This window comes from Desulfoluna spongiiphila (assembly GCF_900101345.1).
Classification (GTDB): Bacteria; Desulfobacterota; Desulfobacteria; order Desulfobacterales; family Desulfolunaceae; genus Desulfoluna; species Desulfoluna spongiiphila.
This window is the reverse complement of record NZ_FMUX01000001.1, coordinates 533,790-559,532: the sequence shown is the minus strand read 5'-3', so window position 1 is coordinate 559,532 and position 25,743 is coordinate 533,790. Positions and strand designations below refer to the sequence as shown.

The 25,743-nt window shown below is 60.7% G+C and carries 18 protein-coding genes; 5 read left to right on the top strand and 13 right to left on the bottom strand.

What is annotated here, in order from left to right:
- Positions 1-63 precede the first annotated feature (63 nt).
- The 10 genes from BLQ12_RS02375 to BLQ12_RS02330 form a co-directional block, all read right to left on the bottom strand.
- Positions 64-1,248 (bottom strand): mandelate racemase/muconate lactonizing enzyme family protein, encoded by a 1,185-nt coding sequence (locus BLQ12_RS02375; RefSeq protein WP_092207812.1) that lies wholly within the window; start codon positions 1,246-1,248, stop codon positions 64-66.
- Positions 1,249-1,788: 540 nt separating this feature from the next.
- Positions 1,789-3,258: a sigma-54 interaction domain-containing protein gene (locus tag BLQ12_RS02370; protein ID WP_092207810.1), complete on the bottom strand. Its 1,470-nt coding sequence runs from the start codon at positions 3,256-3,258 to the stop codon at positions 1,789-1,791.
- Between the two features lie 158 nt (positions 3,259-3,416).
- Positions 3,417-5,021 (bottom strand): ASKHA domain-containing protein, encoded by a 1,605-nt coding sequence (locus BLQ12_RS02365; protein WP_175469442.1) that lies wholly within the window; start codon positions 5,019-5,021, stop codon positions 3,417-3,419.
- Positions 5,022-5,200: 179 nt separating this feature from the next.
- Positions 5,201-6,019 carry a dihydropteroate synthase gene (locus BLQ12_RS02360; RefSeq protein WP_254781959.1) on the bottom strand — a complete coding sequence of 273 codons (819 nt, stop codon included), beginning with the start codon at positions 6,017-6,019 and terminating at the stop codon, positions 5,201-5,203.
- Positions 6,020-6,057: 38 nt separating this feature from the next.
- Complete coding sequence (locus BLQ12_RS02355) at positions 6,058-6,690, bottom strand: corrinoid protein (protein ID WP_092207803.1); 633 nt, start codon at positions 6,688-6,690, stop codon at positions 6,058-6,060.
- Positions 6,691-6,744: 54 nt separating this feature from the next.
- Complete coding sequence (locus BLQ12_RS02350) at positions 6,745-8,292, bottom strand: BCCT family transporter (protein ID WP_092207801.1); 1,548 nt, start codon at positions 8,290-8,292, stop codon at positions 6,745-6,747.
- 22 nt (positions 8,293-8,314) lie between these two features.
- Complete coding sequence (locus tag BLQ12_RS02345; RefSeq protein ID WP_092207799.1) at positions 8,315-9,736, bottom strand: trimethylamine methyltransferase family protein; 1,422 nt, start codon at positions 9,734-9,736, stop codon at positions 8,315-8,317.
- 108 nt (positions 9,737-9,844) lie between these two features.
- Positions 9,845-11,353: a BCCT family transporter gene (locus tag BLQ12_RS02340; protein WP_092207797.1), complete on the bottom strand. Its 1,509-nt coding sequence runs from the start codon at positions 11,351-11,353 to the stop codon at positions 9,845-9,847.
- 408 nt (positions 11,354-11,761) lie between these two features.
- Entirely contained in the window at positions 11,762-13,249 is a 1,488-nt protein-coding gene (locus BLQ12_RS02335) for a sigma-54 interaction domain-containing protein (RefSeq protein WP_092207795.1), read from the bottom strand.
- A 162-nt stretch (positions 13,250-13,411) separates the two neighbouring features.
- A complete protein-coding gene (locus BLQ12_RS02330; RefSeq protein ID WP_092207793.1) occupies positions 13,412-14,020 on the bottom strand; it encodes a LysE/ArgO family amino acid transporter in 609 nt (202 codons plus the stop codon).
- Positions 14,021-14,260: 240 nt separating this feature from the next.
- Here BLQ12_RS02330 and BLQ12_RS02325 point away from each other — a divergent pair, with 240 nt between their 5' ends.
- Together BLQ12_RS02325 and BLQ12_RS02320 are read left to right on the top strand one after the other, a co-directional pair.
- Positions 14,261-15,172, top strand: coding sequence for a LysR family transcriptional regulator ArgP (locus BLQ12_RS02325; RefSeq protein ID WP_092207791.1), 912 nt, complete (start codon positions 14,261-14,263; stop codon positions 15,170-15,172).
- Between the two features lie 386 nt (positions 15,173-15,558).
- Positions 15,559-18,189: a response regulator gene (locus tag BLQ12_RS02320; RefSeq protein WP_092207789.1), complete on the top strand. Its 2,631-nt coding sequence runs from the start codon at positions 15,559-15,561 to the stop codon at positions 18,187-18,189.
- Positions 18,190-18,399: 210 nt separating this feature from the next.
- On the opposite strand, the gene BLQ12_RS02315 is transcribed toward BLQ12_RS02320, so the two are convergent.
- Together BLQ12_RS02315 and BLQ12_RS02310 are read right to left on the bottom strand one after the other, a co-directional pair.
- Complete coding sequence (locus BLQ12_RS02315) at positions 18,400-19,494, bottom strand: NADH:flavin oxidoreductase (protein WP_092207787.1); 1,095 nt, start codon at positions 19,492-19,494, stop codon at positions 18,400-18,402.
- A 109-nt stretch (positions 19,495-19,603) separates the two neighbouring features.
- Complete coding sequence (locus BLQ12_RS02310) at positions 19,604-20,476, bottom strand: PhzF family phenazine biosynthesis protein (RefSeq protein ID WP_092207785.1); 873 nt, start codon at positions 20,474-20,476, stop codon at positions 19,604-19,606.
- A gap of 7 nt (positions 20,477-20,483) precedes the next feature.
- Between BLQ12_RS02310 and BLQ12_RS02305 the strand changes: the two genes are divergently transcribed.
- From BLQ12_RS02305 to BLQ12_RS02295, 3 genes are all read left to right on the top strand, one after another.
- Positions 20,484-20,870 carry a hypothetical protein gene (locus BLQ12_RS02305; RefSeq protein WP_092207783.1) on the top strand — a complete coding sequence of 129 codons (387 nt, stop codon included), beginning with the start codon at positions 20,484-20,486 and terminating at the stop codon, positions 20,868-20,870.
- A 250-nt stretch (positions 20,871-21,120) separates the two neighbouring features.
- Entirely contained in the window at positions 21,121-22,914 is a 1,794-nt protein-coding gene (locus BLQ12_RS02300) for a VTT domain-containing protein (RefSeq protein WP_175469441.1), read from the top strand.
- 67 nt (positions 22,915-22,981) lie between these two features.
- A complete protein-coding gene (locus BLQ12_RS02295; RefSeq protein ID WP_092207779.1) occupies positions 22,982-24,181 on the top strand; it encodes a lipoprotein intramolecular transacylase Lit in 1,200 nt (399 codons plus the stop codon).
- Positions 24,182-24,233: 52 nt separating this feature from the next.
- Here BLQ12_RS02295 and BLQ12_RS02290 read toward each other — a convergent pair whose 3' ends face one another.
- Complete coding sequence (locus BLQ12_RS02290; protein WP_175469440.1) at positions 24,234-25,499, bottom strand: pectin acetylesterase-family hydrolase; 1,266 nt, start codon at positions 25,497-25,499, stop codon at positions 24,234-24,236.
- Positions 25,500-25,743 lie beyond the last annotated feature (244 nt).

Genomic DNA, 25,743 nt, shown 5'->3' with positions numbered 1-25,743 from the left:
TTGGCTTGAAATGGTGTCGTTACATACGGCTTAATTCAAAGGCCTTGGTGCCGGCATTGCCGCTTATCCCAGGGGCACGCGAAGGTAGGTGTTGGATTTTGCCGGGTCCAGATACTGGGCCATGGGGCCCTGCTCCACAAACCGCCGGTGGCATCGTTGCATGTTCTCTCGGGAGAGGGTGACCCCGAGGCCCGGCCCTTCAGGCACCGGCACGGTGTTGTTGACGGCGTTGTAGGGGCCTTCTTCGATGACGTCTTCGGTCATGAAGCGGAAGAGGGACTGGTGGGGCTCGCAGATGTGGCGCACGGCGGCGGTGACATGGAGGTAGGCCGTGGTGGCAAGGCCCGTGTCTCCGCTGTAAAACCAGAATCCGATGCCCATGTGCTCACAGGCCGCGATGAACCGCAGGGTCCGGGAGATGCCCCCCAAGGCCGTCAGGTTCAAGACGAAGGTGTCCGGCACTCCGATGCGTGTGGCAAGGGCCAGGTCGGGGGTGTGTGTGGAAAAGGGGATGGCGGAGTGCTTTCGTAGTTTTTCCATCTCCCAGAAGGTGGGCACCGGGTCCTCGAAGTTCCGGATGTTCAGTGGCTCGATGCCGGAAAGGAGCTGTTGTGCCGACGGCAGGGTCCAGGCCATGTTGCCGTCTAAGCGGATCATGGCGTCCTCGCCCACGGCATCCCGCACCGCCCGGGTCACCTCGATGTCCAGAGCGGGGTTGCCCGTGGAGCATTTGCCTTCAAAGAAGGTGGAACCGTGCTCTGAGCGCATGCGGGCGCAATAGTCGGCGATCTCCGCGGCCGTTTTGAGGCCCCCGGCGTTTCCGTTCTGCGGGCGAAAGGCATAGTACTCTGTGAAGGGAATCTCTTTGCGAACCGCTCCCCCGAGCAGTTTGTACAGGGGCAGGTTCCAGGCTTTGCCGCGGATGTCCCAGAGGGCCATCTCAATGCCCCCGAAGGATTTCAAGGGGGTGTTGCCGTCCGTGTTGGCAAGGACCTTTGTCTCCGGGACACACAAGAGCTCGCAGGCTTCCAGGTCAATGGGGTCCGCCCCGATGAGTTTCGCTGCCATGTGGTCGTTGATGTCCGCTTCGCACTCCCAGGACGGCGCCTCTCCGATGCCCACGATCCCGTCGTCGGTCTCCACTTCCACAATCACGCGCGTGATGCCCGTGTATTCCCCGACGGACCAGATATAGGGTGCGTCAAAGGGAATGCTGACAGCCGTGGCCTGGACACGAGTTATTTTCATTTGTCTTATCTCCTGTGTGATTAGGGGCATTGCCGGATGCAAGGGAAAACAACCCACTCCCGGGGTGGGTTAACCTCCGTGAATGGTACTGTTTTCTTAGTGCAAGAGGGGTACCATATCTGTTTTTCTGGTGGGGTAGATGTGGGCGGATGGCAAAGAGAAGTAGGTGAATGGGGTATTATTACAGTTTGTTGCGATGTTGTGCTTCACTGGAAAAATATGAATGGTTCATGCCGGAAGGAACTCCGGATGCCAAATATATTTGTCGTATTTGCCTTGGGGTGACAAATATTTTTGTCAAAAACTGTAAAATATATTTGTCATTTATGGCTGACTGCCTCCGGCGGTCCTGCCGGGACTATACTTTTGCCAGATTTTATAACGACGGGGAAAGCGCATTCGCAACCTGCTTTCGAGGTGGCACACCTCGCCGCCGGAGGCATTGCTTTTTTTTTTTGAGCCCTTTTGATCCTGTGATTTATTCGACTTTAACCATAAAGGGCTGCTTTCCCATCAATTTTAATCCCAGAACGCCCGGCGTTATTGATGTTCGTCCCCCCGGATGCCGAGTTTTCGCATCTTGTGGTACATGAGCTGGCGGGAAATACCCAGTGCCCGCGCTGCCTTGGCCGCATTGCCTTGATGGGTGGTGAGCTGGCGGCGAAGGATTTTTTCTTCGTAGGCATTGAGGAGCTCGGGGAGGGTCGCCTCGCCCTCCGAAGGCGGAACAGGAAGGGCACCAGGGCCCGGGGGTGGTGACTCAAGGCCGGCAATGGGCGTGGGGGCTGGGGGGGTGACCGCCGCCATAAAGTGGCTGGGCAGGTGGGTGCTTTCGATGTGCCGCCGGTCCCCCACCAGGTTCATGGCCCCTTCGATCACGTGTTCCAGCTCCCGGATATTGCCGGGCCAGCGGTATGAGACAAAGAGGTGCATGACGGTTTCCGAGACGCTGTGGATGGCGCGGTTCAGTTTGACGTTGCACTTTGCGATGAAATGATCGACGAGGAGCGCAATATCTTCCATGCGCTGCCGCAGCGGCGGGATGGAAATGTAGACCACGGCAAGGCGATAGTAGAGGTCCCGGCGAAGGGTGGTATTTTCTATGGCTTTTTTGGGTTCCTCGTTGACGGAGCTGATGACCTTGAGCTCAATGCTGATCTCCGTGGCGGAGCCGACCCTCCTGATTTTTTTCTCCTGGATGGCCCGCAGCAGTTTGGCCTGAAGGCCCACGGGCATGGAGTTGACCTCATCCAGGAACAGGGTTCCGCCGTTGGCCTTTTCAAACAGTCCGGCTTTGTCCTGGGCATCGGTAAAGGCCCCTTTGGAGGTTCCGAAGAGGATGCCCTCCAGCAGGGTTTCAGGAATGGCCGAACAGTTGACGGCGACAAAGGGCCTGTCCCTCCACGGGGCCTCGTTGTGGACGGACTGGGCGAAGAGCTCTTTGCCGGTTCCGCTTTCACCGTAGATCATGATGGGGGAAGGGGAGCTTGCCGCCATTTTTGCGGTGTGGAGGCACCGTTGCAGCTCAGGTGAACTGCCGACGATATCTTCGAAGGTGAATCGTCTCTCCCTGGTTTGGGTGTCGCGATTCCCGAGGCGGAACCGTGAGGTCTCGTCCACCTCTTTTTCAATGGCACTGTACTCCCTGACAAAGCAGATGGCGCCCTTGAGGCGCTGGCCGTCAAACAGGGGAAACACGTTTTGCATGGCAAAGACCGCCCGCCCATGCCGCGTTCGGTAAAATTGCGTGTGGTGAATGATGGTCTGGCCGGTGGCCAGGCATGTGAGGGTGGGGCTGTCTTTTTCCGTGACCGTGTAGACGTCCGTCAGTTGACGACCCAGGGCAAGCTTTCTGTCCGTGCTGTCGATGCGGGACAACGCCTCATTGTAAAAAAGGATTACCCCTTTGGCGTCGGTGATCAGGACCCCGTCGTCTGTCTCGGACAGGATGCCCGTCAGGTCCTCCAGGCTGAGGCCGATGCGTTTGTAGAGTGTGTCCGGGTCCGTCATGGCAGGGTACCTTTTAGAGTCGGTGGTGAGGTCATGGTGGATGTAAAGAACTCTAATGGAGGAGGCGCCGTGGTTTCAAGGGGAAAGTGGGTTTTCCCTCTTTTCCGGAAGGGGATGCCCGCACCGGGCCTGAAGGGCCGGCACGGGGGAAAGTGGCTTTACGGAAAGCCAAGGGCGTTGATGAAGAGCTCGTTGAATGCGGGGTCGTCGGCCAGGTTGAAGACCCGGGTGCGCTCGGCAATGGTCTCCATGGCCGTGAACTTTTTCCGGTCGCACAGGGCCAGGACCGCTCCGGTACCGGCGGCATTGCCCACAAAGCGGATCTTTCCCCGGCAGGCCGCAGGGAGCATCCCGATGACCAGGGCGTCGTCTTCTACCAGGACGCTTCCAAAGGCGCCGGCCAGGAGGATCTCGGTGGGGGCGTCCGTGCCGGAGTGTTTGAGAAGGAGCTCAATGCCCGCCATGAGGGCGCCCTTGGCGAGCTGCATGGCCCGGATGTCCTTTTGGGTGATGGTGACCGCAGGGAATCCGGAGGCCTTGTTTTCCGGGGCGATGGTGTAGACGGGGTTCCCCGTGGCGTCGGTGTGGATGGCGCCCTTGATGCGCCGGGTATCAAAACGGCCGTCGGGGCGCACCAGGCCGGTGCGCAAAAGTTCGGCCATGGCGCTTATGATACCGGAGCCGCAGATGCCGGTGGCCCCTGTCCGGGGCCTGCCGATCTGGGTGAAGCTTGCCCGTCCGGTCTTCCGGTCGATGGTGACGCGGTCGATGGCGCCTTCCACGGCGGGCATGCCGCAGGAGAGGGCGCCGCCCTCAAAGGCGGGGCCGGTGGCACAGGAGGCGGCATAAATCCCGTCGTTGTTTTTCAGCATGATCTCTCCGTTGGTGCCGATGTCCACCAACAGGGTTCCGGGCGGAGCGTTCATCAGGTCCACGGCCAGGGCGGCGCTGATGATGTCGCATCCCAGAAACCCCGAGAGAAGGGGCAGGGTGGTCCAGCGCGTTGCAGGGGCGAGGGTGAAGACCCGGGCGTCAAAGGCCAGGCGCCGGATGTCGGTAAACACGGGGTCGTACGGGGCCACCCCCAAAGGGGCCGGGCTGACCCCTGCGAGGATATGGATCATGGTGGTGTTGCCCACGGCGACGATGCTCTTCAGCTGGTCCGCCGATGTGCCCGCCTGCTTGAGCAGCTCCCGGCATCCCCATTCGATGGCACGGACCACAAGGGTCCGCTGGGTGGACAGGGCCTCCTCGTCCCTCCGCACCGCGTCGATGCGGGCCATGACATCGGCCCCGAAGGTGGTCTGGGGGTTTTTTACGGACAAAGAGCCCAGGAGTTTTTTGTTGGAGAGACTTAAAAGGTACAAGGCGATGGTGGTGGTGCCCAGGTCCACGGCCACGCCCAGGTCGTCCTCCCGGATATCCTCTCCGGCCAGGGTGTAGTGGGCCGGGAGCAGGGCCGGGGCCTTGGTGACGGGGGTGGCCGTCATGAGGGTGGCCGCCGGGATGGTGAGGGAGATGTCACCGTGGATCCGCGTTCGGCAGGCCAGGCGATGGGGGCTCTTTTCGTCGTCGCCGTTATGGGAGACGCGGTTCAACGACGTTTCCGAGAGGGTGACCCGGCACTTGCCGCAGATCCCCTTTCCCCCGCAGTCCGTGCGAAGGAAGATCCCGGCCGATGCCAGGGCCGGGGCGATGAGATCCCCGTCCCGACAGACGATGACCCGCCGTCCCGGCAGGAGGGTGAGGGTGTGCTGTTTCATGGTTTTTTTTTCCAGTGTATCCAAAAAAAGACCTTCGATGGTCAAAAAGCCAGCCTCCGGCATGCGTTTGTCTTTTCTAATTTTGGGAAGGGCCGCATGCCAGGCATGGGCCCTTCGGGTCGCGCGCGGGATCCGTTACCGGCAGGGTCGGGGGAACGCCCCTGCCGGGCAGGGGCGGATCAGGCGACGATGTCGCCTGCGCGCACGGCTTTCAAGTAGTTCATGCAGAAGTTGTCGGCTCCTTTGAGCATGTCCGCGGTTTTCAGCACGGCCATGATCTCTTTGTCCAGGGGGTCCATGATGGCCGAGTCGTAGCCCCGGGCCATCATCATGGCCAGGAAGATCCGGTTGACCATTTTGCGCTGGGGCAGGCCGTAGGAGATGTTGGAGAGGCCGCCGGTGGTGTGGACCCCTTCGAGCTCCGTCATGATTTTTTCAACGGCATCCATGGCCATGTTCCCGTTTTCCGCGGCCACGCTCATGGGCTGGATCAGGGGATCGATGAAGATGTCGTCCCGTTTGAATCCGATGCCTTCGAGTTCTGCAACCAGGGATTTTGCCCGGTCGAAGATGTCGTCCACGCTTTTGGGCATGCCGGAGTCGTCCATGCACAGGGCGATGATGCGGCACTCCTTGCCCTTCAGGTACTGCATCATGGGGTCGAACCGGTCCTTTTCCAGGCTGATGGAGTTGATAAGGGGTGTCTGCTCCACCAGGCCGTAGGCCATCTCCAGGATGGCCGGGTCCGGGCTGTCCAGGCACAAGGGGAGCTTGGTGGCCCCTTGAATGACGGAGAGGAGCCACTTCATGTCCTCTTCTTCATGGCCGATGCGGGCCCCGGCGTTGACGTCGATGTAGGTGGCCCCGCAGGCCTCCTGCCGCTTGACGTCCTCTGCGATGTAGTCGGCATCGCGTTCGGTGACGGCCGCCTTGACTTTTTTCAGGGTGGTGTTGATGCGTTCTCCGATAACGGTAAACATGGTCTCTCCTTCATTGATATATTGCCGTGAAAAATGAACACCCGAACCGCTCAGGTTTACCGGAGCATGGCCTTGGCCAGTTTGCAGGCGGAACCGGCATCGGAGGCGTAAGCGTCGGCGCCGATCTCATCGGCAAAGGCCTGGTTCACAGGGGCCCCGCCCACCATGATTTTCAAGGAGTCTTTTTTCCCGGCCTGGGCGATTTTGTCCACGGTGTCCCGCATGGCGGGCATGGTGGTGGTCAGAAGGGCGGAGAGTCCCACGATGTGGGGGTTGAGCTCTTCGATGGCCTTCATGAAGGCGTCGGCGTCCACGTCCACGCCCAGGTCGGTGACCTCAAAGCCTGCGCTCTCCATCATCATCACCACCAGGTTTTTTCCGATATCGTGGAGATCGCCCTTGACGGTGCCGATGATCACGCGGCCTGCGGTGCTCGTTTCGCCTTCGGCCAGCAGGGGCTTCAGGATCTCCACGGCCTCACCCATGGCCTGGGCCGACATGAGGACCTCGGGGATAAACATCTCTCCGGTCTCCATGCGCTCTCCCACGATGTCCATGCCAGCGATGAGGGCGTCGGACAGGATTTCACCTGCGGGGGTGCCCTGGTCGAGGGCCTCTTTCACTTGAACCATGAGGGTGTCGCCGTCGCCGGAAATAAGGGTTTCGGTGATGGTTTTTAAATCAGACATGATGACTCTCCATTGTTATGTGTCGGGTTGTTGGTGATCCTGTTTTATATCCGTTCATGCCTTGGGTTTTCCTTCCCGGATCAGCTCACGGGTGAGGGAGGCCAGCAGGAACAGCATGACGAAGACAAAGGGAAAGGCGCCGATGATGGACGCCGTCTGGAGGGCTTTGAGCCCGCCGGACCAGATGAGGACCATGGCAAGGCCCCCCAGCAGAAGGCCCCAGAAAACGATGAGGAGCTTTCCTTCGGCGGATTCCGGTCCCCCCCCGTGGCCGCCGGTGGAAAACCGGCTGATCACAAGGGTGGCCGAATCGGCCGAGGTGATGAAAAACGAAGCGATGAGCAGGTTGGCCAGAAAGGCCAGCAGCCCGTAGAGGGGCAGGTGCGCCAGGGTTTGAAACAGTGCCGCCTCAAGGCTCTGGCTCACCGCGCTCATCAGGCCGGCTCCCTGCTCCAGCTCCAGCCAGACGGCGGTGCCGCCCAGGGCGGTGGAGAAGAGGATGGAGAAGAGGGCCGGCAGGAACATGACCCCCAGGACAAACTCACGGATGGTCCGTCCCCTGGAGATGGTGGCGATAAAGGCCCCCACAAAGGGGGCCCAGGCGATCCACCACGCCCAGTAGAAGACGGTCCAGCTCTCGGTCCAGTCGCGGTTGCCGAAAAGGCTGAAGGTCGTGGAGAGGGGGAGGATGCCGGTGGCATAATCCGTGAGGGCCACCCCCAGGGTTTTGAGAATGAACCCGAAGGGGCCTTTCACCATGAAAAAGATCAGCAGCAGCACCATAAGTGCCACATTGAGCAGGGAGAGCATGCGGATGCCGCGTTTGACGCCGCTCAGGGCCGAGGCGATGTAGAGCACCGTAATCACACCGATGACCGCCGCCGTGGTGGCCGTTCCCCCGGGAAGTCCCCAGGAGAGGTGAAGCCCGCTGGTAATCTGCAGGGCCCCGAGTCCCAGGGAGGTGACGACCCCCATGACCGTGGCCCAGACGGCCAGCATGTCCACCAGCTTGCCTGTTCGGCTGGCGGCCCCGTTGCCCTTTTGCTTTCCCTTGCCCCTTGGAAAGAGGCAGTGCGAGACGGTGCCGGGAAGCCCTTTGCGGAACTGGAAGTAGGCCAACGGCAGCCCCACGGCCACATAGGTCCCCCAGGCGTGGATGCCCCAGTGGTGGCAGAAGATCTGGAAGGCGAGCCGCGCCGATTCCGCCGTGGCCCCCACCCCTTTCGGGGGGGAGGCGTAGTGGTACAGGGGCTCGGCAATGGACCAGAAGACCAGGCCGATGCCCATGCCGGCGGAAAAGAGCATGGCAAACCAGCTGAGCCAGCCGTACTCCGGTTTTTCGTCGTCGCGGCCCAGGCGTATCCTGCCGTAAGGAGAGAGTGCCAGGGCCAGGGCCGCGACGACGAAGAGGTTGACGCTGGAGAGGTAGAGCCAGCTCCAGCTTTGGGTCAGGTAGCCAAGGGCTGCTCCGCTCATGCTTTTCAGCAGGGCGGGGGCTGCGGCCCCGAGCAGGACAAAGGGAACCACCAGCACGGCCGATCCAGTAAAGACTGTGGTGTCAAGGTGACGTCCGATGCGCCGGGTGATTCCTCCTGATTCCATGGGGCTTCCTTTCAACGATCGATTAAGCGTTTTTGCGGCGGTTAACGTATTCGGTGAGCTCCTTTTCCACGGAGGGATCGATGTCGGGTTTCTCGTATTTGGCCAGGCGCTGGCTCATCTTGTCTCCGGCCACTTCATGGATGCGTTTTTTGCCCCCGGCGCTCCAGGCGTCGTAGTTGGTGCGGGTCATGAGATCGGGCAGGAAGAACTCGGTGCGGCAGAGCTTGAAGGTCTTGGGGTTGGTGAGGTACTGCCCGCCGATGCCGGTTTTTTTGATCATCTCCACGTCGATGCCCTCTTCGTCAAAGGCGATGGGCTTGAGCATCTGGCGCACCATGCCGGCAAGCTCCTCGTCCATGAGGAACTTTTCAAAGCTCATGGCGATGTAGGAGCCCAGGATGCCGCAGGAATGAAGGATGAAGTTGATGCCGGACCGGGCCGCCGTGGAGAGGGCCAGGGCCGATTCGAGGCCGGCCTGACCGTCGGGGTAGAGGGCGTCGGTGAGGCCCCCGCCGCTTCGGCTGGGCAGGTTGTAGAATCGGGCCATCTGGGCGGTGACGTTGGTATTTTTGGTAAGGGCCGGGGCGCCGATGGAGAGGGCTCCGGTTTTCATGTCCATGGCCGACGAGGTGGAGCCGTAGATCACCGGGGCCCCTTCCCGCACCATCTGGGCCAGGGTGATCCCGGCAAGGATCTCCGCGTTCTGCAGGGCGGCGACGCCGCCCAGGGTCACGGGGCCCGAGGCGCCGGCCATGATAAGGGAAGCCACCACGCAGGCCTGGCCGTTGCGGGCCAGCTCGATGAGAGAACCCACCATCTCATCGGAGAACTGCAAGGGGGACAAGGAGTTGATGAGGGAGACCGACACCGGGGTGTCCATGATCTTGTCTTTGCCCCCGAAGACGATGGACGCCATCTCAATGCCGTCTTTGGCCCCCTGGCGCGAGACCGGGGAACCCATGCAGGGCTTGTCGCAGAGGAGGAAGTTGGAGAGCATCATGTCCATGTGGACGGTCTCCGGCGGCATGTCCGAAGGCTCCACCATCATCCAGCCGTTCATGTCGATGTATTTGGAGGTGTGGATGAGCTTGCAGAAGGTGTCGTAATCCTCCATGACCGCTTCCCGCTGCACCCCGTCGGCGTCGATGATGTACGGAGCGCCGTAGCCGGGGACAAAGACGAAGTCGTCTTCACCGATGGTGACGTTTTTCTCCGGGTTCCGCCCGGTGACGGTGAACTTGGTGGGGGCCTTTTCCACGGCGCTTTTCACCTGTGCTTCGGTGAGGAACACCGTCTTGCCCTCGGTCTTGACGCCGTTTTTTTTGAAGATGTCGATGGCTTCATCGTCGTTGAAGACAATTCCCGTGTTTTTGAGCAGATCCATGGCGCTGTCATGGACCCGGGTAAAATCCTCTTGGGTTAACTCCTGCATTCTGTCGTACATCGATGGTCTCCTTCGTTACGAAATGTCCGGGAAATGGTGGGAACCTCGGCACCGGCGAGGGCCGGTGCGCCGGTTCCCCGGGGCGGGAGTCGGTGCCCCTTACATCGTTTATGCGTCGGGGTTCTCCTTTATGTGTCTGTTCAGCCCCCGGAAGGTTCCCCAGAGGCAGATAAGCAGGAGAAAGATCATGGGAAAGGCCGTGGCAATGGAGGCGGTCTGGATGGCCTTGAGCTTTCCTGTACCGGCCAGGACCGCGGCCACGGCGCCTAAGGCGATGCCCCAGAAGGCCCGCAGGTTGCGCCCCGGGTTCTCCTTGCCGGAGACGAAACAGGCCAGGGAAAGGGCGGCGGAGTTGGCGCTGGTGACGAAAAAGGTGGTGATGAGGAAAATAAGGAAGATGGCCAGGATGCCGGTTAAGGGCAGGTGCTGGGCGATGGCGAAGATGGCGCTTTCCACACCGTGCTCCTTAAGGATTGCAGTGACATCAAAGCTGATGCCCGAGCCCCCCACCACGCCGTACCAGAGGAAGTTCCCCAGGGTGGGAAGGATCAGGACGGCGGCGATGGTTTCCCGGATGGAGCGGCCCTTGGAGATGCGGGCGATGAAGACCGAGACAAAGGGTGCCCAGCTCATCCACCACGCCCAGTAAAAGACGGTCCAGCCTCCGAGCCAGTTGCCCTCGACCCCCGGGGCCGTGTAGAGGCTCATGGGCAGGAAGTGGAGGAGGTACTGCCCGAAGGAGTTGGCCGTGAGGTTGATGAGAAAGATGGTGGGCCCGAAGACGAGGATAAAGAACCAGACCCCGATGAAGACCCACATGTTGACGTCGCCGACGATCTTGATCCCTTTTTCCACCCCGGTATAAACGGCGATGGTGAAGATCACGGTGAGCACGGCGATGATGATGTAGATGGCGTTTGTGCCCAGCTCCAGGCCGTATTGGTACTTCAGGCCGCTGGAGAGCTGAAGGGCCACGAGGCCCGTGGTGGTGGCCAGCCCCCCCAGGGTGGCGAAGACGGCGAAGATGTCGATGACTTTTCCCCAGATGCCGTAGATGCGGTCACCGATGGCGTAGTAAAAGGCGCTGGAGAAATTTAAGGGGAGGTTTTTGGTGTAACAGGCGTGGGCCAGGGCGATGGTGAGGATGGCGTAGATGGCCCAGGCAGAGAGCCCCCAGTGGAAAAAGGAGTAGGTCATGGCGTTGGCGCCGGTTTCCGGGGTGAGGGCCTCACCGCCGAAGTACGGGGGAGGGCTCATGTAGTGGTAGGCCGGTTCCGCCGGGCCCCAGAACACGATGCCCGCGGCAATGGCCGATCCGAAGAGCATGGCGAACCAGGAAAAATTGGAAAACTCGGGTTTGTCCCCCGGGAGCCCGAGTTTCAGTCGGCCGTAGCTTCCCCCCATGAGGACGAGGCAGCCCACCACAAGCATGAACGCCGTCAGGAGGTAGAGCCACCCCCACTTCTGGGTGGTCCATCCGAAGACGGCGTTGATGGTGGTGTTCATGTTCTCCGGGAAGATGATCGACCACAGGATAAACAGCACGGTGACGGATGCCGAAACCCAGAAGATGATCGGATCGAAGGGCCTTGCGTTTTGCTGATCGGTCTGAAGCATGTGTAACCCCTTTATTAAACATGATGTTGCATTCGTGCCCGGGGGTCGGTGGCCCGGGACGGATTGGAAACCTCATTGCCGAGTTAAAGAGCAAATGATGTGCCAGAAAGGGATCTTTGCCGTAACATCCAAGGGTTAAAACGTGAGAACGTGCGTGATTGCGGTGGATGGTGCTGAACGCTGTTTGGCGTCAAGGGGCGGGGGAAGAGGCAGGTGGGGTGAAAGGATTTTTTCACTTTTTCGGTTTTGTCAAAAAAACTTTCTAATTTAGCAAAATAATTTTCACCTTACCCTGGGGGGTATATGCCCGGGATAAGGTGAGGTAACGCTCTTGACTTGTGTTGTCGGAAGGTGTTGCCGGAAAGGGCAGTTTGACTGAATTTTGAAACGGCGGCTTGCACGCCTCTGTCACGGGGCGGGTGGGTCTGAAAAGGCCTTGCGGTTGAGCTTGTGTTTTTTCATCTTGTAGTGAAGGAGCTGTCGGGAGATGCCCAGGATCTTCGACGCCCTGGAGACATTGCCGAAGGCGTCGGTCAGGGCGTGGGCGATGGTCTGCCGCTCGGTTGCTTTCTGGGATTCCGATAAATTGCTGGTGGTGGAGAGGGGTAAGGCGGCCGGCGTGAGCCGGTGAAAGGATCCCGCATTCGTCGATTCCCAGGCGCCCTCGTCGTTTCCCAGGACATTTAAGGTCTCAAAGGCGGAGGTGAAGTGCCGGAGGCCGATGATTTTGTTCTGGCCCGCGCTGTTCATGGCCCCTTCAATGAGGTGCTCCAGCTCCCGGACGTTGCCGGGCCAGCGGTACCCTTTAAAGAGGTCTAAGACCCTGGGGGAGACTCCTTTTACGTGGGTGCCGAAGGCGTGGTTGAGGGTGAGGATGAAATGGCTGATGAGGTTCTCCAGGTCATCGAGCCGGTTACGAAGGGGGGGGATCTGCACGATGACCACACCGAGGCGATAGAAGAGGTCGGTGCGAAGCTGGCCGTTTTTTACGGCCTCCCTTGGGGAGCCGTTCATGGCGCTGATCACCTTGAGCTCCACCTCCACCTCTTTGTGGGAGCCGATGCGCCGGAACTTTTTCTCCTGCAGGACCCTTAAGAGCTTGGCCTGCAGGGTGGTGGGCATGGCCAGGAGTTCGTCGAGAAAAAGGGTGCCCCCGTTGCCCATCTCCAGAAGGCCCGGTTTGTCCAGGGCCCCGGTGAAGGCTCCCTTGACGGTGCCGAAGAGGACCCCTTCCAGAAGGTTTTCGGGAATGGCCGCGCAGTTGAGGGCGGTGTAGGCTTTGTTTTTTCGGGCGCTGTGGTTGTGGATGGACTGGGCAAAGAGCTCTTTGCCCGTGCCGGTTTCACCGATGAGCATGATGGGCGAGGACGAGGAGGCCGCCTCCCGGGCGGTGACCATGGCCCGCTGGAGGTCGTAGCTGTCTCCGATGATGTCACCGAAGGTGTAGCGGGTGCCGTTTCCCTGGTTTTTGTTGAAACTGGGCACGGCGATCATGGGGGTGCTTTTCTGGAGGATGTTGTAGTCTTTGACAAAGCAGATGGCCCCGGTGACCCGGGTGCCTTCAAGGAGGGGGAAGATGGAGTGAATGGTGTGGGCTACCTTGCCTTTTCGGGTGCGGTAAAAAAAGGTGCGGTTCCGGATGGCACGCTTTTTTTCCATGCACTTGGCAATCATGCTGGTTTCGTCGGAAAGCTCGTAGACCTCGGTGACATGCTTGCCGATGATTTCCTCGGGGGTGGTCCCGTCGATCTGGGCCTGGGTGTCGTTGTAGTAAACGATGACCCCTTGATGATCGGTGATGATAATGCCTTCGTCAAGCTGGTCCAGGACGCTGAGAAAGTTGATGCGGGTGACATCGAACAGCGAGTCGGACCGTGACTTCCTGTGTTGACCCATGAGACAGACTCCACGTATGACTGGGGTTAATACGGTGTTGCCTGGGGCACCGCCCGGGTGGCACCGGCCGAGGGCAGTCGGCCGGCGGTGCCGTTGGGTTGAGCGGTGTCCGATAGGTGTACCTTGAACGATCTCACCGTGGATGTCAATCTTGACGGGGCGTTAGGCCATATTGATGAGCAGGGAAAATGCGATGCCCCACATGATAAGGCCCACCAGGGAGTCCAGAATGCGCCAGGCCGCCTGTTTTTTGAAGAAAGGGGCCAGCAGGTTTCCGCCCAGGCTCAGGAGAAAGAACCAGGCAAAGGAGGCCGTGGCCGCTCCCAGGCCGAACCAGGGGCGCTGCTCCAGGGGGTACTGGCCGCTGATTCCTCCCATGAGGACCAGGGTGTCCAGATAGACGTGGGGGTTGAGCAGGGTGACGGCCAGGGTGGCCAGTATCGCCGTTTTAAGGGGGGTGCGCCCCGCGTCCTCCGTTTCCAGGTTTCCCCCCCGAAGGGCTGATCGAAAAGCACAGGCTCCGTACCAGAAGAGAAAGGCGGCGCCTCCCCAGGCGGCGATTCGTGTGAGCAGGGGGTGGGAGGCCACGGCCGTGCCCACTCCGAGGATTCCCACGGTGATCAAAAGGGCGTCAAAGAAACTGCAGATGAGGGGGATGACCAGGTGGTGGTTTCGCCTGACCCCCTGGCTGAGTACAAAGGCATTCTGGGCGCCGATGGCGATGATGAGCCCCGCGCTGGTGCCGAAGCCTTTTAAAAATGGAAAGAGCATGGTGTCGTGTCCGTCGTGTATGAAAGTCAGTGCAGCCTGAAAGCTGCAGGCAAAGATGTCGGTGCGCCACAGGGTGGGCGGCGCCCGCCCCCATGGCGTCACCACTATGTAGTGGGATCCGATTGTAAAAGTAAAATTAATTATATATATACATCATAAGTAAATTTAATGCCTCGGAGGCCTCGATCCACCGCTGTGGGCCGGGAGGGCAGGTGGTCCTTAAGGAACTCGGAGGATTCCATGCACGATTACAAACTGATAGAGGCCATGGCCCGGGTGGTGCTGGAAGGGGGCTTTGAGAAGGCGGCCAGGGTGCTCAACATCTCCCAGTCCGCCGTGTCCCAGCGGGTGAAATTGCTGGAGGAGCAGGCAGGCCAGGTGCTCTTGAGCCGGACGGCTCCTCCGTCCCCCACACGGGCCGGGGAGATCTTTCTGGCCCACTACTTCAAGGTGGCCCACCTGGAAACAGACCTGGCCGGGACCCTTGCCCCTTCCGCGGATGAGGGGTTCCACACCCTGGCCGTGGGGGTCAACGCCGACAGCCTGGAGACCTGGCTTCTTCCCGGCTTGGCGGCGTTTCTCCGGGAAGAGCGGCTCCTCCTTGATTTCTGCGTGGATGATCAGGACGAGACCCTGCGGTTTCTGAAGAGCGGGGAGACGGTGGGGTGTATCACCTCCAGCCCGGAGCCCGTACAGGGGTGCAGGGTGGCGTACCTGGGCGCCATGGCCTACCGCATGGTGGCCTCCCCTGCCTTTGCAGAACGCTGGTTTTCCGGCGGGTTCGGGGCCGAGTCTGCGGTACGGGCCCCTGCAGTGCTTTTCAACCGGAAGGATGAACTCCATGAGCGGTTTTTGAGGACCTGGCTTACGGATCCCCCCGGGGCCTTTCCCCGGCATTTCATCCCATCCTCAGCAAGCGTTGTGATCACCATTGTGCAGGGGATGGGCTACGGCCTTGTGCCCATGCAGCAGGCATCGCCCCTGCTTGCCACGGGGGCGCTCACGGATGTGGCCCCGGGCATGGAGATTCTGGTTCCCTTGTACTGGCATGCCTGGAATGTGAAGTCCGCGCTTTTGGAACGCTTTTCCCGGCAGCTGGTGGAAGGCGCCCGGCGAACGCTTCTCCAACCCGTGCCCGGCGAATCGCGGTGAGGGCATCGCGACGGGGCGATTTTATAAAACATATGGTGGCGGCTCAAGACCTTGCCATGCACGGCATTTGAGCTGTGGCCCTATTCGCGACATCCTTTAGTGGTACGGGAAAGGTGGTTTTTTCGTCACCTGAGAATAAAGGTTTTGTCAACTGTGACGAAAAGTACTGTAAGGAAAGGCTTGGTGGGGACGTCAGGGTTCGGGGGAAACATTTCACACGGTTGCATCATGTGGGCCGCCTCTCGTTGTTTCGTATCAGCCTGAAATACATTGGGATTGCCCATCGCTCCATGGGCTTTGGGATCGCGCCACAGATGGGTGCGTGAGCCCCGCCCGACCCATGGGGGGCTTGCGGTGCTTTTACGAAACACGCAGGGGAAATGTGAATGATCAATTTCTCATCATCAACGATGCGCCGGCAGTGGTCACCATGTGTGGGGGCTGCACGCTGGTATGCCCTTTGTTACCTGTGCCTTGTTCCGGGCGTGCTTTGCCTTCTTTTTTCCCTTTCGGCCTTCGCTGCGGCCCCTTCGGCGTCGGATCCCCTCACCGCCGCGCAGCGCAAATGGCTCGATGCCCGCAAAGGGAAACTCTCCCTGGCCTTTGAGCCGGACTGGCCACCGGCCTCTTTTTTCAGCGACGAGGGGCTGGTGCAAGGCATCACCCCTGAATACATCTCTCTTATCGAGAAAAAACTGGGCTTTAAGTTCAAACGGGCGCATTACGACACCTGGGCCGACATCCTCCAGGCCGGGTACCGGGGGGAGGTGGATGTGATCCCCACCATGGCACGGCTCCCTGAGCGGGAGGTGCGCCTTCACTTTACACGCACCTATTTCCAGGTGCCCACCACCATTGTGACGGGCCCTGAAACGCCGGGAGTCCTGAGCCTTGAGGACATGGTGGGCAAGCGGGTGTGTGTGTTGAGGGGGAGCGCGGATTATGAGATCCTGTCCAAAAAGTACCCGGGCATTGAACTGGTCCCCGTGGATTTTACCCTGGACGGTCTCAACAGGGTCGACCGCCGGGAGGCCGACGGCATGGTGGCCGATGTGGCCTCCATCGCCTACCTTATGGAGAGGCACGGGCTGAACCGGCTCCAGAGCTCGGGGTACACCCACTACAGCTACGAGATCTGCATGGGCATCTCAAGGGCTCAGCCCATGCTGGTGGAGATTATGAACCGCGGCCTGACGCTGATCTCGCCGGAGGAGAAGCGGGAGATCTTCAAGAAGTGGCTCTATCTGAAAACCCGCCCCGTCTACAGGGATCCTGCTTTCCGGGCCTATGCCATCGTTTTGATGGTGTCGCTTCTGATGGCCGTCCTCGGTGGTTTTTTTATCTGGAACCGGAGCCTTCGGCACGCGGTGGACCGGGCCACCCGGGTGGGCCGCAGGGCGGAAGAGTCCCTTCGGGCCCAGGCCGCAGAGCTGGAAGGGGCACGCCAGCGGGTGGCCCGCGCCAACCTTGAGCTGACCCAGGTGTTCAACGCCTCTATCCCCATGCTGATCATCGACAGGCGGTTTCGCCTGCTGCGGATGAACAGCACCTTCAGCGAACTTTTCGGGGTGGATGCCTCCCTGATGGTGGGCAAGCACTGCTACGAGGTGATTCGCAGCGACATGTGCCGCACCGAGGACTGCCCCCTGACCCAGGCCCTCTCCGGAATTGTCCCCAAACGCAGCGAGAGCCTTTTTTCCACGGCGAGTCGCGAGGGCATCCCCTGCATGGTGGCCGTGAACCCGCTTACGGACAAAAACGGGCGGTTTCTGGGCATTGTGGACAGCTTTATCGACATCTCCCGCCTTTTTCAGGCCGAAGAGGAGAAGGAGCAGCTCAGGGCGCAGCTCCGGCACTCCCAGAAGATGGAGGCCTTAGGGACCCTTGCGGGGGGCATCGCCCACGATTTCAACAACATTCTTTCCCCCATCATCGGGTACGCGGAGATGACCCAGCTCTCCCTGCCGGCGGAGAGCCGGGAGGCGGAGAACATGACAGGGATCCTCAAGGCGTCCCAGCGGGCACGGGACCTGGTTCGCAGGATTTTGACCCTTTCGAGGCGCCATCAGTCCGAGCTGCAGCCGGTCCATGCCCAGGCCGTGGTAGAGGAAGCCATGACCCTGCTTCGATCCACCCTGCCCAGTACCATCCTGATCCGAGAGACACTCCATGCCAAGGGCCGCATGATCTTCGGGGATCCCACCCATGTGCACCAGGTCATCATGAACCTGGGGACCAACGCCTACCACGCCATGGAGGGGCAGGGCGGCGGGACCCTTGAGGTGGCCCTGGAAGCGGTGGCCATGGACGAGGGGGAGACGTCGTTTCCGGGGGACCCGGTGGGGGCCTGCCTGAGACTCCGGGTGCGGGACACGGGGGTGGGCATGGATGCCGCCAGCCGCGACAGGATCTTTGACCCCTATTTTACGACCAAAGGGGAGGGCAAGGGCACCGGCCTGGGGCTCTCTGTCGTCCACGGGATTGTCCGGGAGTGCGGGGGCACCATCACCGTGGAGAGCGAGCCCGGGATGGGCAGCACCTTTACCCTGTGGTTTCCCGAGGTGGAAGGGGAGGAGGTGGTGCCTGAGCCGGTGACGACCGGGGCACTTCCCAGGGGACGCGAGACGGTTCTGGTGGTGGACGATGACGAGGAACTCGCCTTTTTGTTGAAGCGAATGCTGCGGCGGGCCGGATACCGGGTCACGGTGTTTACCGAGAGCAAAAAGGCCCTGTCCCACTACCGGTCCAGTGTCGGAAACTACGATATCGTGGTGAGCGACATGACCATGCCGGGCATGACGGGCATGGCCCTGACCCGGGAGATCAAGGCCATGACCCCCGGCATCCCGGTGATCCTCTGCACCGGCTACAACGACCGCATGGCCCGCCAGGCAGCTGAAACCATCGGTGTTCGAACGTTTTTGATGAAACCCGTGGAGATGCACACCCTGCTCACAGCCGTGCGGCAGGAGCTGGATGCCGACGATGACACGTGGAAACCCTCCAAGTCGGGTTAAGCCCGATGCGCAGCGGGCGCAACGCAAAAGCTATGCCTCCGGCGGCAAGGTGAGCCACCTTGAAAGCACGTTGCGAATGCGTTTTCCCCTTCATTCCTCAGGGAAAATCACATTCGCCATTGATTCAGATTAAACTGAATCTGGTTTTTAAACCTGTTTATCAAACTTTTCAAAGGTTTGGCCCCCGGCAGGGCCGCCGGAGGCCTGTATTTATCCTTTTTTCCTTGCCATGCAGCGGATGCCGTCGCCCCGGCGTGCGGGGACAAAGCACCGGCAGCAGGAGTTGCAGGTGGCAGGGGCGGTATCTCCCTGTTCCCATCGGGCGATGAGGTTGGGTTCCCGGATGAGGGGACGCGAGAGGCTGATGAGGTCGGCCCGGCCCTCTTTGTGGAGGGTGTCGGCGGTCTCAAAGGATCGGATGCCGCCCACGAGCATCACGGGCACATGGACCGACTCCTTGATGGCTTTGCCGGCGTCACGGAAGTAGGCTTCCTTTTCAGGGGCGTCGATGCGGGGTCGTATGGGGGACAGCTCTCCGCTTTCCGGGGTGCCGCCGCTCACCTCGATGGCGTCGATGCCCTCGTGGGCCAGGCGAACGGCCACGGCACAGGCTTCGTCCAGGGTAAAGCCGCCCTTCACGTGATCGGCGCTGTTGAGCTTGATGAGGACGGGGTAATCGGGGCCCACGGCGTCGCGGATGGCGGTGGTGACCTCCAGGAGAAGGCGCATGCGGTGCTCCACGGAGCCGCCGTACCAGTCGCTGCGACGGTTTTCAAGGGGCGAGAGGGACTGGCTGAGGAGGTAGCCGTGGGCGCTGTGGATCTGTACCCCGTCGAAGCCGGCTGCCTTGGCCCTGAGGGCCGCCTCGGCAAAGGCGGTGACCACCACCTTGAAATCGCAGGGGCCCATCTCTTTTACCGGGGGCTCTTCGGAGCCGGTGATGGAGATGATGCGGGGGGGCTGACCCGACTCCTGGGTGTTGGCGCGCCTGCCGGCATGGGCCAGCTGGGCCACGATGTGCCCGCCCCGGGCGTGAACCGCTTCCACCATCTTGGTGAGCCCGGGCAGGAAGGCGTCGTCGTGGATGCCGAGCTGTAAAGGGCCTGCCTTGCCTTCGAGCTCCACAAAGGCATGGCCCGTGATGATCAGGCCCACACCGCCGTCGGCCAGGGCGGCCATGCAGTCGATGAGTCTTTGGGTGACGCATCCGTCGGGGCCGGCCATCCCTTCCCAGGTGGCGGACCGGACAAAGCGGTTGGAAAGGGTCATGCCGTTGATCGTCATGGGGTCAAAAAGGGGGTGCATTGTGATCTCCTGTCTGGTGTATCAGATATCAATAATCCTGCTCAAGCTATATCAAATGGTTGTGATCACGCCAATAAAAATGTGAAGGCCCTTTGCCCGGACTCGGGGATCAGCTCGAGGGCGGCAGAAGACGGTTTTTTTCCACGGGAGTGCCTCCGTACCCGCCCACGGTGACTCCGGTGGGCACCCCGTTGCCGCCTATAAGGATCACATCCATGCGGGACGGGCTTCCCATGGCGTGGCCCTGTTCGAACACATAGCGCTGTCGCCGGTGGCCGTTCACCCACAGGCAGGCCGCCAAAGCCCCGCTGGCGCTTCCGGTGGCAGATTCTTCATCGATGCCGTATCTCGGGGCAAAGTTCCGGCAGCAGGCGGTATGGGAGGGATCCCGCGGCTCCAAGCAGAAGAGGTGAAACCCCACGGTGTCTGTGGCGTTGTTGAAGGCGGCCATGGCGTCAAAGTCCGGGGTGACCGCTTCAAGGAGGTCCCGGGAGGGCAAAGGGACCATGATGTCCATGAGGCCTGTGGAGACGGGTTGCACCGGCAGGCCCGTTGCGGTGAGGTCCCGTACAGACAGGCCCAGGATGGGGGCCACCCGGACCGGATCCAGAATCGGGCCGAAGGCAGGGGCCTTCTGCTCCATCCACACCATCCCGGAGTCATCAAGGGTCACGCCAATGTCCCCTTCCCGGAGGCCCTGGCGATGGCGCCCCGGCTGCACAAGGCCCAGGTGGGCCATGACGGTCCATGCCGCCACGGTGGCGTGGCCACAGAGATCCACCTCCGCCACCGGGGTAAAATAGCGGATGGTGGGTGCGCCTTCGGAGAGGCCGGTGACAAAGGCGGTCTCCGAAAGCCCCACGTCACGGGCCACGGCCTGCATGGTGGCCTCGTCCATGCCCTCGGCGAAAACCACCACCCCGGCCCCGTTTCCGCCGTGTCCGGCCTCGGTATAGGCCTGCTGGAGAAAGAGTCGCATCATACCGATTTTGATAGCACGCCGGGGCAACGGGGAAAAGCAGAAACAAGGGGTGGGGGCAGGGCCAACGCATTTAGATTTGGCCTCCGGCGGCCCTGCCGGGAGCCAAACTTTTGAAAAGTTTGACAAACAGGTATTGAGTGCGATTTTAACCCACTCAAATGTGATCGTATTTCGATTGATTTTGCTTCGTGTGTATGCCTGCGCTTTTATGGCTCAGCCCCCCGGGGCTGAGCAAAAAAGCGCAGGCAACCGAAAAGTTTTTGCGGCGCTTTTTTCAAAAAGCGACCCGCCGGAGGCAGCCAAGTTAAAGATGCCTCCGGCGGCCCTGCCGGGGGCCAAACTTTTGCCTGATCTTATAACGACGGGTTTAATAGACAGATTCGGTTTAGTGTGAATCAATAGCGAATGTGATTTTCCCTGAGGAACGAAGGGGAAAGCGCATTCGCAACCTGCTTTCGAGGTGGCACACCTCGCCGCCGGAGGCATTGCTTTTGTGTTTTTCTGAGCCCTTGGTCGTAGAAGAAGCTTTTCTCAATGGCTGGCACCGATACCATTGATATTATCATTTTGACATCGGGGGGTGGCCACATCATTCTGCCCTTTACGCCCGAGTTCACATCACCATGACAGGAGAGACCATTCTCGTGAAAACAGGAAGCCTGCGATTCTTTTCAGCCCCTTCTCAGACCCTTCTTCCCCGGTGCACCGGCTGCGGCAAGTGCCTGTCCGGGTGCGCCTTTTTGAAAGAGCACGGAAGCCCCCTGCAGATTCGGGAGCTTTTAGAGACCCGGCCGGAGGAGGCTCTTCGCCTTGCGTTTCTCTGCTCTCTGTGCGGGCTCTGCACGGCGGTCTGCCCGGAAGGGGAGGATCCCGCGTCCTTTTTTCTCGCCTTACGGCAGGAGGCCGTCGGTGGCGGCAAGGCAGATCTTTCGCCCTACACCCGCCTCCTTGCCTACGAAGCCCGGGGGGTATCGCGAAGGTTCACCTGGAGCCATCTCCCGGAAGGGTGCGACACGGTTTTTTTCCCGGGGTGCGGCCTTTCCGGAACGCGCTCTGACAAGACCTTTCGCGTCTGGCAGTACCTGAGGGAGACGATTCCCCAAGCGGGTCTGGTTCTGGACTGCTGCACCAAGCCCTCCCATGACCTGGGGCGGCAGGGGGCCTTTGACGCCGCTTTCGGAGAGCTGCATCGCTGGCTCCTGGACCATGGGGTGCGCCGCGTGGTGGTGGCCTGCCCCAACTGCTTCAAGGTGTTTCACCAGTACGGCACGGGACTTGAGACCCGAAGCGTCTATGAGCTCATGGCCGACGACCCGGATCTTGCCCCTTCCCCCGTTACCGGGGCCCACAGGATGCATGATCCCTGTGCGGTGCGTTTTGAAGAGGGGATCCAGGGGGCCTCCCGGGCGCTGGCCCTTCGGAGTGGCGCTGTCCTGGTTGAGTCGGCACGCAGCGGTCGCAGGACCCTGTGCTGCGGTGAAGGCGGCGCCGTGGGAGCGGTCTGTCCAGGGTATGCAGAGTCCTGGCGTACGCGTATCCGAAAAGGGCAGGACACGGATCCCATGTTCACCTACTGTTCGGGGTGTGCTTCGCGCTTGGGCGGATCCGTCCGGGTCCACCATATCCTTGATCTCTACTTCAACGACGGAGGGGAGCTGCCCGGGGCCACGAAAAGCCCTGTGACCTATCTCAACCGATTGCGGCTCAAGGGGCGGGTGAAAAAGCTCTCGGAGCCTGCGGTGACCCGTGAACGTCATATTCCCATGGGGGATGGTACCCCAAAGAGGCGCCTGTGGCTCAAGGTCCTGATCCTGCTGGCTTTGATCGGTGCAGCCGCAGGACTCAAACTTTCCGGATTTACCGACTCCCTGTCCCCCGACGCGGTGAGGCAGTGGGTGGAGGGCTACGGCCTTGCCGCCCCGATTATTTTTGTGGCCCTTTACTGCATCGCCCCCTGCCTGCTTCTCCCGGCGAGTCCCCTGACCCTTGCCGCGGGCCTTCTCTTCGGACCGGCCCTGGGGCTGGCCTGCACCATGGTGGGGGCCACGGGTGGTGCGACCCTGGCCTTTCTCGTCTCCCGGTATCTTGCAGGGGACTGGGTGCGCGGAAAGGTGGCGGGAACCGGTTTGGAGCGCCTGGACCGGAAGGTGGCCGAGGAGGGGTGGAAGGCCGTGGCTTTTACCCGCCTGGTGCCGGTGTTTCCCTTTTTTCTCCTCAACTACGCCTTCGGGCTTACCCGGGTGCGCCTCTCCCATTATGTGGCGGCCACTTTTGTCTGCATGTTTCCCGCCACCCTTGCCTTTATCCTTTTCTCCAGCTCCCTTTTGGACCTTCTTCAGGGGCGGATCACCGCTCCCTTTGTGGGCGGGCTTCTCCTGCTGTGTGCCGTGGGGACGATTCCTCTGCTGGTGAAGCGATTCTGGAAAAAAGCCCCGTGATGCGGCCTCGACAAATCGGCCGGAAGGAGCTATGATACCGGAAGTTTAACTGGGCGAAAGGACGGGTATGACGCATGTTCGGGCTTTGCTTACCGGTGTCTCTCTGTTTTATCTTACCTTCTGGCTTCCGCTGGCGGCGGTTGTCTACACGCCGGTCTGGTATGATGCCTCCTGCGGCATCCACGGGCGCTGCGGGCAGCTGAAGGCGGGGCCGCCCGATGTCCTTATCCGGCAGCTTACCGCGTTTCTTTCCCACGGCGGGGAGCTGGCCCACCCGGCCTGGACGGCCAAGGAGCGGCAGCACCTGGCAGAGGCCCGGGACCGGCTCGATCTGGCCGCCGTCGTTGCGGCCGTATCCCTTGTGTGCCTTGCCTTTGCAGCGACGCCTTCCCTGCTCAAGGGCAGCGCCCTGGTCAACCTTGCCCTGTTTCCCTTGCTTACAGGGATCTTTCCGTTTTTTACCACCTTTTGGCGGGACCTGTTTCACCCGCTTCTTTTTTCCAATCATCTCTGGCTCAACACCCCTTTGGATGTCTCCTTTTACCTGATGCCCAGGCGTTTTTTTTTCTGGACCCTGGCGTTGGGTATCGGCGGTGCCGTGGCGGCCAACATTGTCGTGGCGGCGGTCACTTGGCCCATGGGCAGAAGGGGAACGAACCGGATCACAGAGACAGGAGGCAACATGGCGCGAATCGGCTGGGTGGCAGTGGGGTTGGTTGCGGGGGTTCTTCTTACCCTGGGGGCTCGGATGACCATGGACAAAGGGGGCGCTCCCCAGGGTGCGGAAGACCCCGTGGTTGCAGAAGAGAGGATGCCGGCACCGGAGCATGGGCAGGCCTCCCACAGCGTTGACGGTTCCCGGCAGCCCGTGCCCGAAGGGGCCGAAAAGCGCCCGCCCTTTGTCCCGGACATGGACCGCATGCGGGCAAGCCTTCCCGGGAACCTGGCCCTTCCGCCCGAAACCGAGGAGGAAAGGTGGCAGCGGGAAGAGGAGAAAAAGTCCCGAAACGAGCTGTTCGGGCGGATCAGCGCCAACATTGCATCCGTGGACGAGGTCCACAGCTACTATGATGAGCAGGCCCTGTTGACCCGGGATAGCATCGCCATGCTGGAGTGGATCTTAAAGGAGCACGAAGGGGAGATGGGGGAGCGGGACCTGGCGAAGCACCAGTTTCTTCTGGAGCAGTTTAAAAAGCGGCTGGATGCCATTCCGGATCGGCAGGCTGCGGCCCTTAAGCGGATCGACGAGAAGCAGGCCAATGGGTGAGGGCCGAAGGAGCTCATGCTCCTTCGGCGTGTGGTGTGACGGTTAAGGGGGGTTAGAGGGCGCCCATGAGGAGGTCAAGGAGGTTCCAGAGGGGATAGGGCCTGTTGAGCTCTTCCTCGCTGGGCTCTTCATAGAGCTGCATACCGTTCATGCCGGTGCCGCCGTTGATGAGGAGGTCGGCGTAGTCCCCTACGTCCATCCCCGTTCCGGTGATGCCGGTGTCGTCAAAGGAGAGGATGCAGGAGCAGTGGCTGTCGTTGAAGGGCCGGTAGTAGGGCACAAAGTAGCCGATGTTGCCGTTTTCGGCGTAGAGGTCGTCGTACATGCCCATGAGATAACCCTGGTCCGCGGCCCACATGGCGTGGATCTCTTCCTTGGGCGGGTAGTTGTAGAACCGCTCGTAGGAGTATCCCGAATAGTTGCCGTCCATGGTGAACTGGGTATGGGCCAGCTTGTCGTCGGGGTACTGACGAGACAGCGCCGTGCTTAAGCTGCCGTAGTCATCGGCGTCGAAATCCCCGGGGATGTCCTGGCCCAGGATGTCAATGACGCTGTCCACGTTCCAGGCGCTCCTGATTTTGGTGTGCAGGGGCAGGGAAAACTGGGGAGAGTCTTCCGCCGTGGAGTAGATGGGGCCGGAATCGTTGAGGAGGATGGCCTCGCCCACGCGGCTGCCGAGTCCCTTGCGGATGAAGTGGTAATTGAGGATGGAGCCGGCGCCTCCGGCGCTGCATCCGGTGACCATGAGTTTGGGAATGGAGTCAAAATGATCCTTGAAGGGGCCGTTGGTCATCCAGTTGAGGATCCCCTGGGTGTTGTTGTACCCGTTGTGGTGCCACTCAAGGCTTTCGTCTGAGTCCTCGGACTCGTAGGTGGCGGTGTTGTTACCGATGAAGATGTCCCCGGTGCAGTAGGGCACAAAGATAATGGTCCAGCCCTGGGTGTCCACCCGCTCCCAGGGGTGAGCCCGGAAGATGAACGGAGACATGATGGCGGGGATGGAGAACCCGTCCATGTACTCATCGGGGATGCCGTTGGGGTTGGCCGCTCCCCTGATACCGCTCTGGCCGGAACAGCTGGGGTAGTCCCAGCAGGCACCGCCGCCTTCGTAATAAATAAGCACATTGTTGCTGGTCAGGGACGGGTTGACAAAGAATTTGTAAGGGGACCCGTTCCCGCACACATACTCGACATCGCCTTCGGATTCAAGCTGCACAAGGTTCCACTGGTAATACTTGATGTCCTCGTCGCAGCCCCCGAAAAGAAAGGGGAGCAAAAGCACGACGACCAAAAAAGGAATAACGGACCATCTGCGCATGGCTTCATTCTCCTGGTTTTGGGTTGGTGGGGTGCACACGGTGGAAAGGTGGGGACATCTCTTTCCGGGAAGGCCGGCATGGGCAGTGACCGTTGGAGCCGGACGCGTCCGTGTTGCGTGTGCACGGTACGTCGTGGGCAGGGGAGATGCTCCGGCGGAGATGCGACGCCCTGGTGGGAGGGGAGGGGGCGAATCGTATTTCATACATTAAACGCCGTTCAGGTGAAAAAATCAACAATTGATT

What these genes read in the sequence shown, in the direction of transcription:
- BLQ12_RS02375 (WP_092207812.1), bottom strand. Translation starts at nt 1,248, where the DNA reads ATGAAAATAACTCGTGTCCAGGCCACGGCTGTCAGCATTCCCTTTGAC.
- BLQ12_RS02370 (WP_092207810.1), bottom strand. Translation starts at nt 3,258, where the DNA reads ATGACGGACCCGGACACACTCTACAAACGCATCGGCCTCAGCCTGGAG.
- BLQ12_RS02365 (WP_175469442.1), bottom strand. Translation starts at nt 5,021, where the DNA reads ATGAAACAGCACACCCTCACCCTCCTGCCGGGACGGCGGGTCATCGTC.
- BLQ12_RS02355 (WP_092207803.1), bottom strand. Translation starts at nt 6,690, where the DNA reads ATGTCTGATTTAAAAACCATCACCGAAACCCTTATTTCCGGCGACGGC.
- BLQ12_RS02350 (WP_092207801.1), bottom strand. Translation starts at nt 8,292, where the DNA reads ATGGAATCAGGAGGAATCACCCGGCGCATCGGACGTCACCTTGACACC.
- BLQ12_RS02345 (WP_092207799.1), bottom strand. Translation starts at nt 9,736, where the DNA reads ATGTACGACAGAATGCAGGAGTTAACCCAAGAGGATTTTACCCGGGTC.
- BLQ12_RS02340 (WP_092207797.1), bottom strand. Translation starts at nt 11,353, where the DNA reads ATGCTTCAGACCGATCAGCAAAACGCAAGGCCCTTCGATCCGATCATC.
- BLQ12_RS02335 (WP_092207795.1), bottom strand. Translation starts at nt 13,249, where the DNA reads ATGGGTCAACACAGGAAGTCACGGTCCGACTCGCTGTTCGATGTCACC.
- BLQ12_RS02330 (WP_092207793.1), bottom strand. Translation starts at nt 14,020, where the DNA reads ATGCTCTTTCCATTTTTAAAAGGCTTCGGCACCAGCGCGGGGCTCATC.
- BLQ12_RS02325 (WP_092207791.1), top strand. Translation starts at nt 14,261, where the DNA reads ATGCACGATTACAAACTGATAGAGGCCATGGCCCGGGTGGTGCTGGAA.
- BLQ12_RS02320 (WP_092207789.1), top strand. Translation starts at nt 15,559, where the DNA reads ATGATCAATTTCTCATCATCAACGATGCGCCGGCAGTGGTCACCATGT.
- BLQ12_RS02315 (WP_092207787.1), bottom strand. Translation starts at nt 19,494, where the DNA reads ATGCACCCCCTTTTTGACCCCATGACGATCAACGGCATGACCCTTTCC.
- BLQ12_RS02310 (WP_092207785.1), bottom strand. Translation starts at nt 20,476, where the DNA reads ATGATGCGACTCTTTCTCCAGCAGGCCTATACCGAGGCCGGACACGGC.
- BLQ12_RS02295 (WP_092207779.1), top strand. Translation starts at nt 22,982, where the DNA reads ATGACGCATGTTCGGGCTTTGCTTACCGGTGTCTCTCTGTTTTATCTT.
- BLQ12_RS02290 (WP_175469440.1), bottom strand. Translation starts at nt 25,499, where the DNA reads ATGCGCAGATGGTCCGTTATTCCTTTTTTGGTCGTCGTGCTTTTGCTC.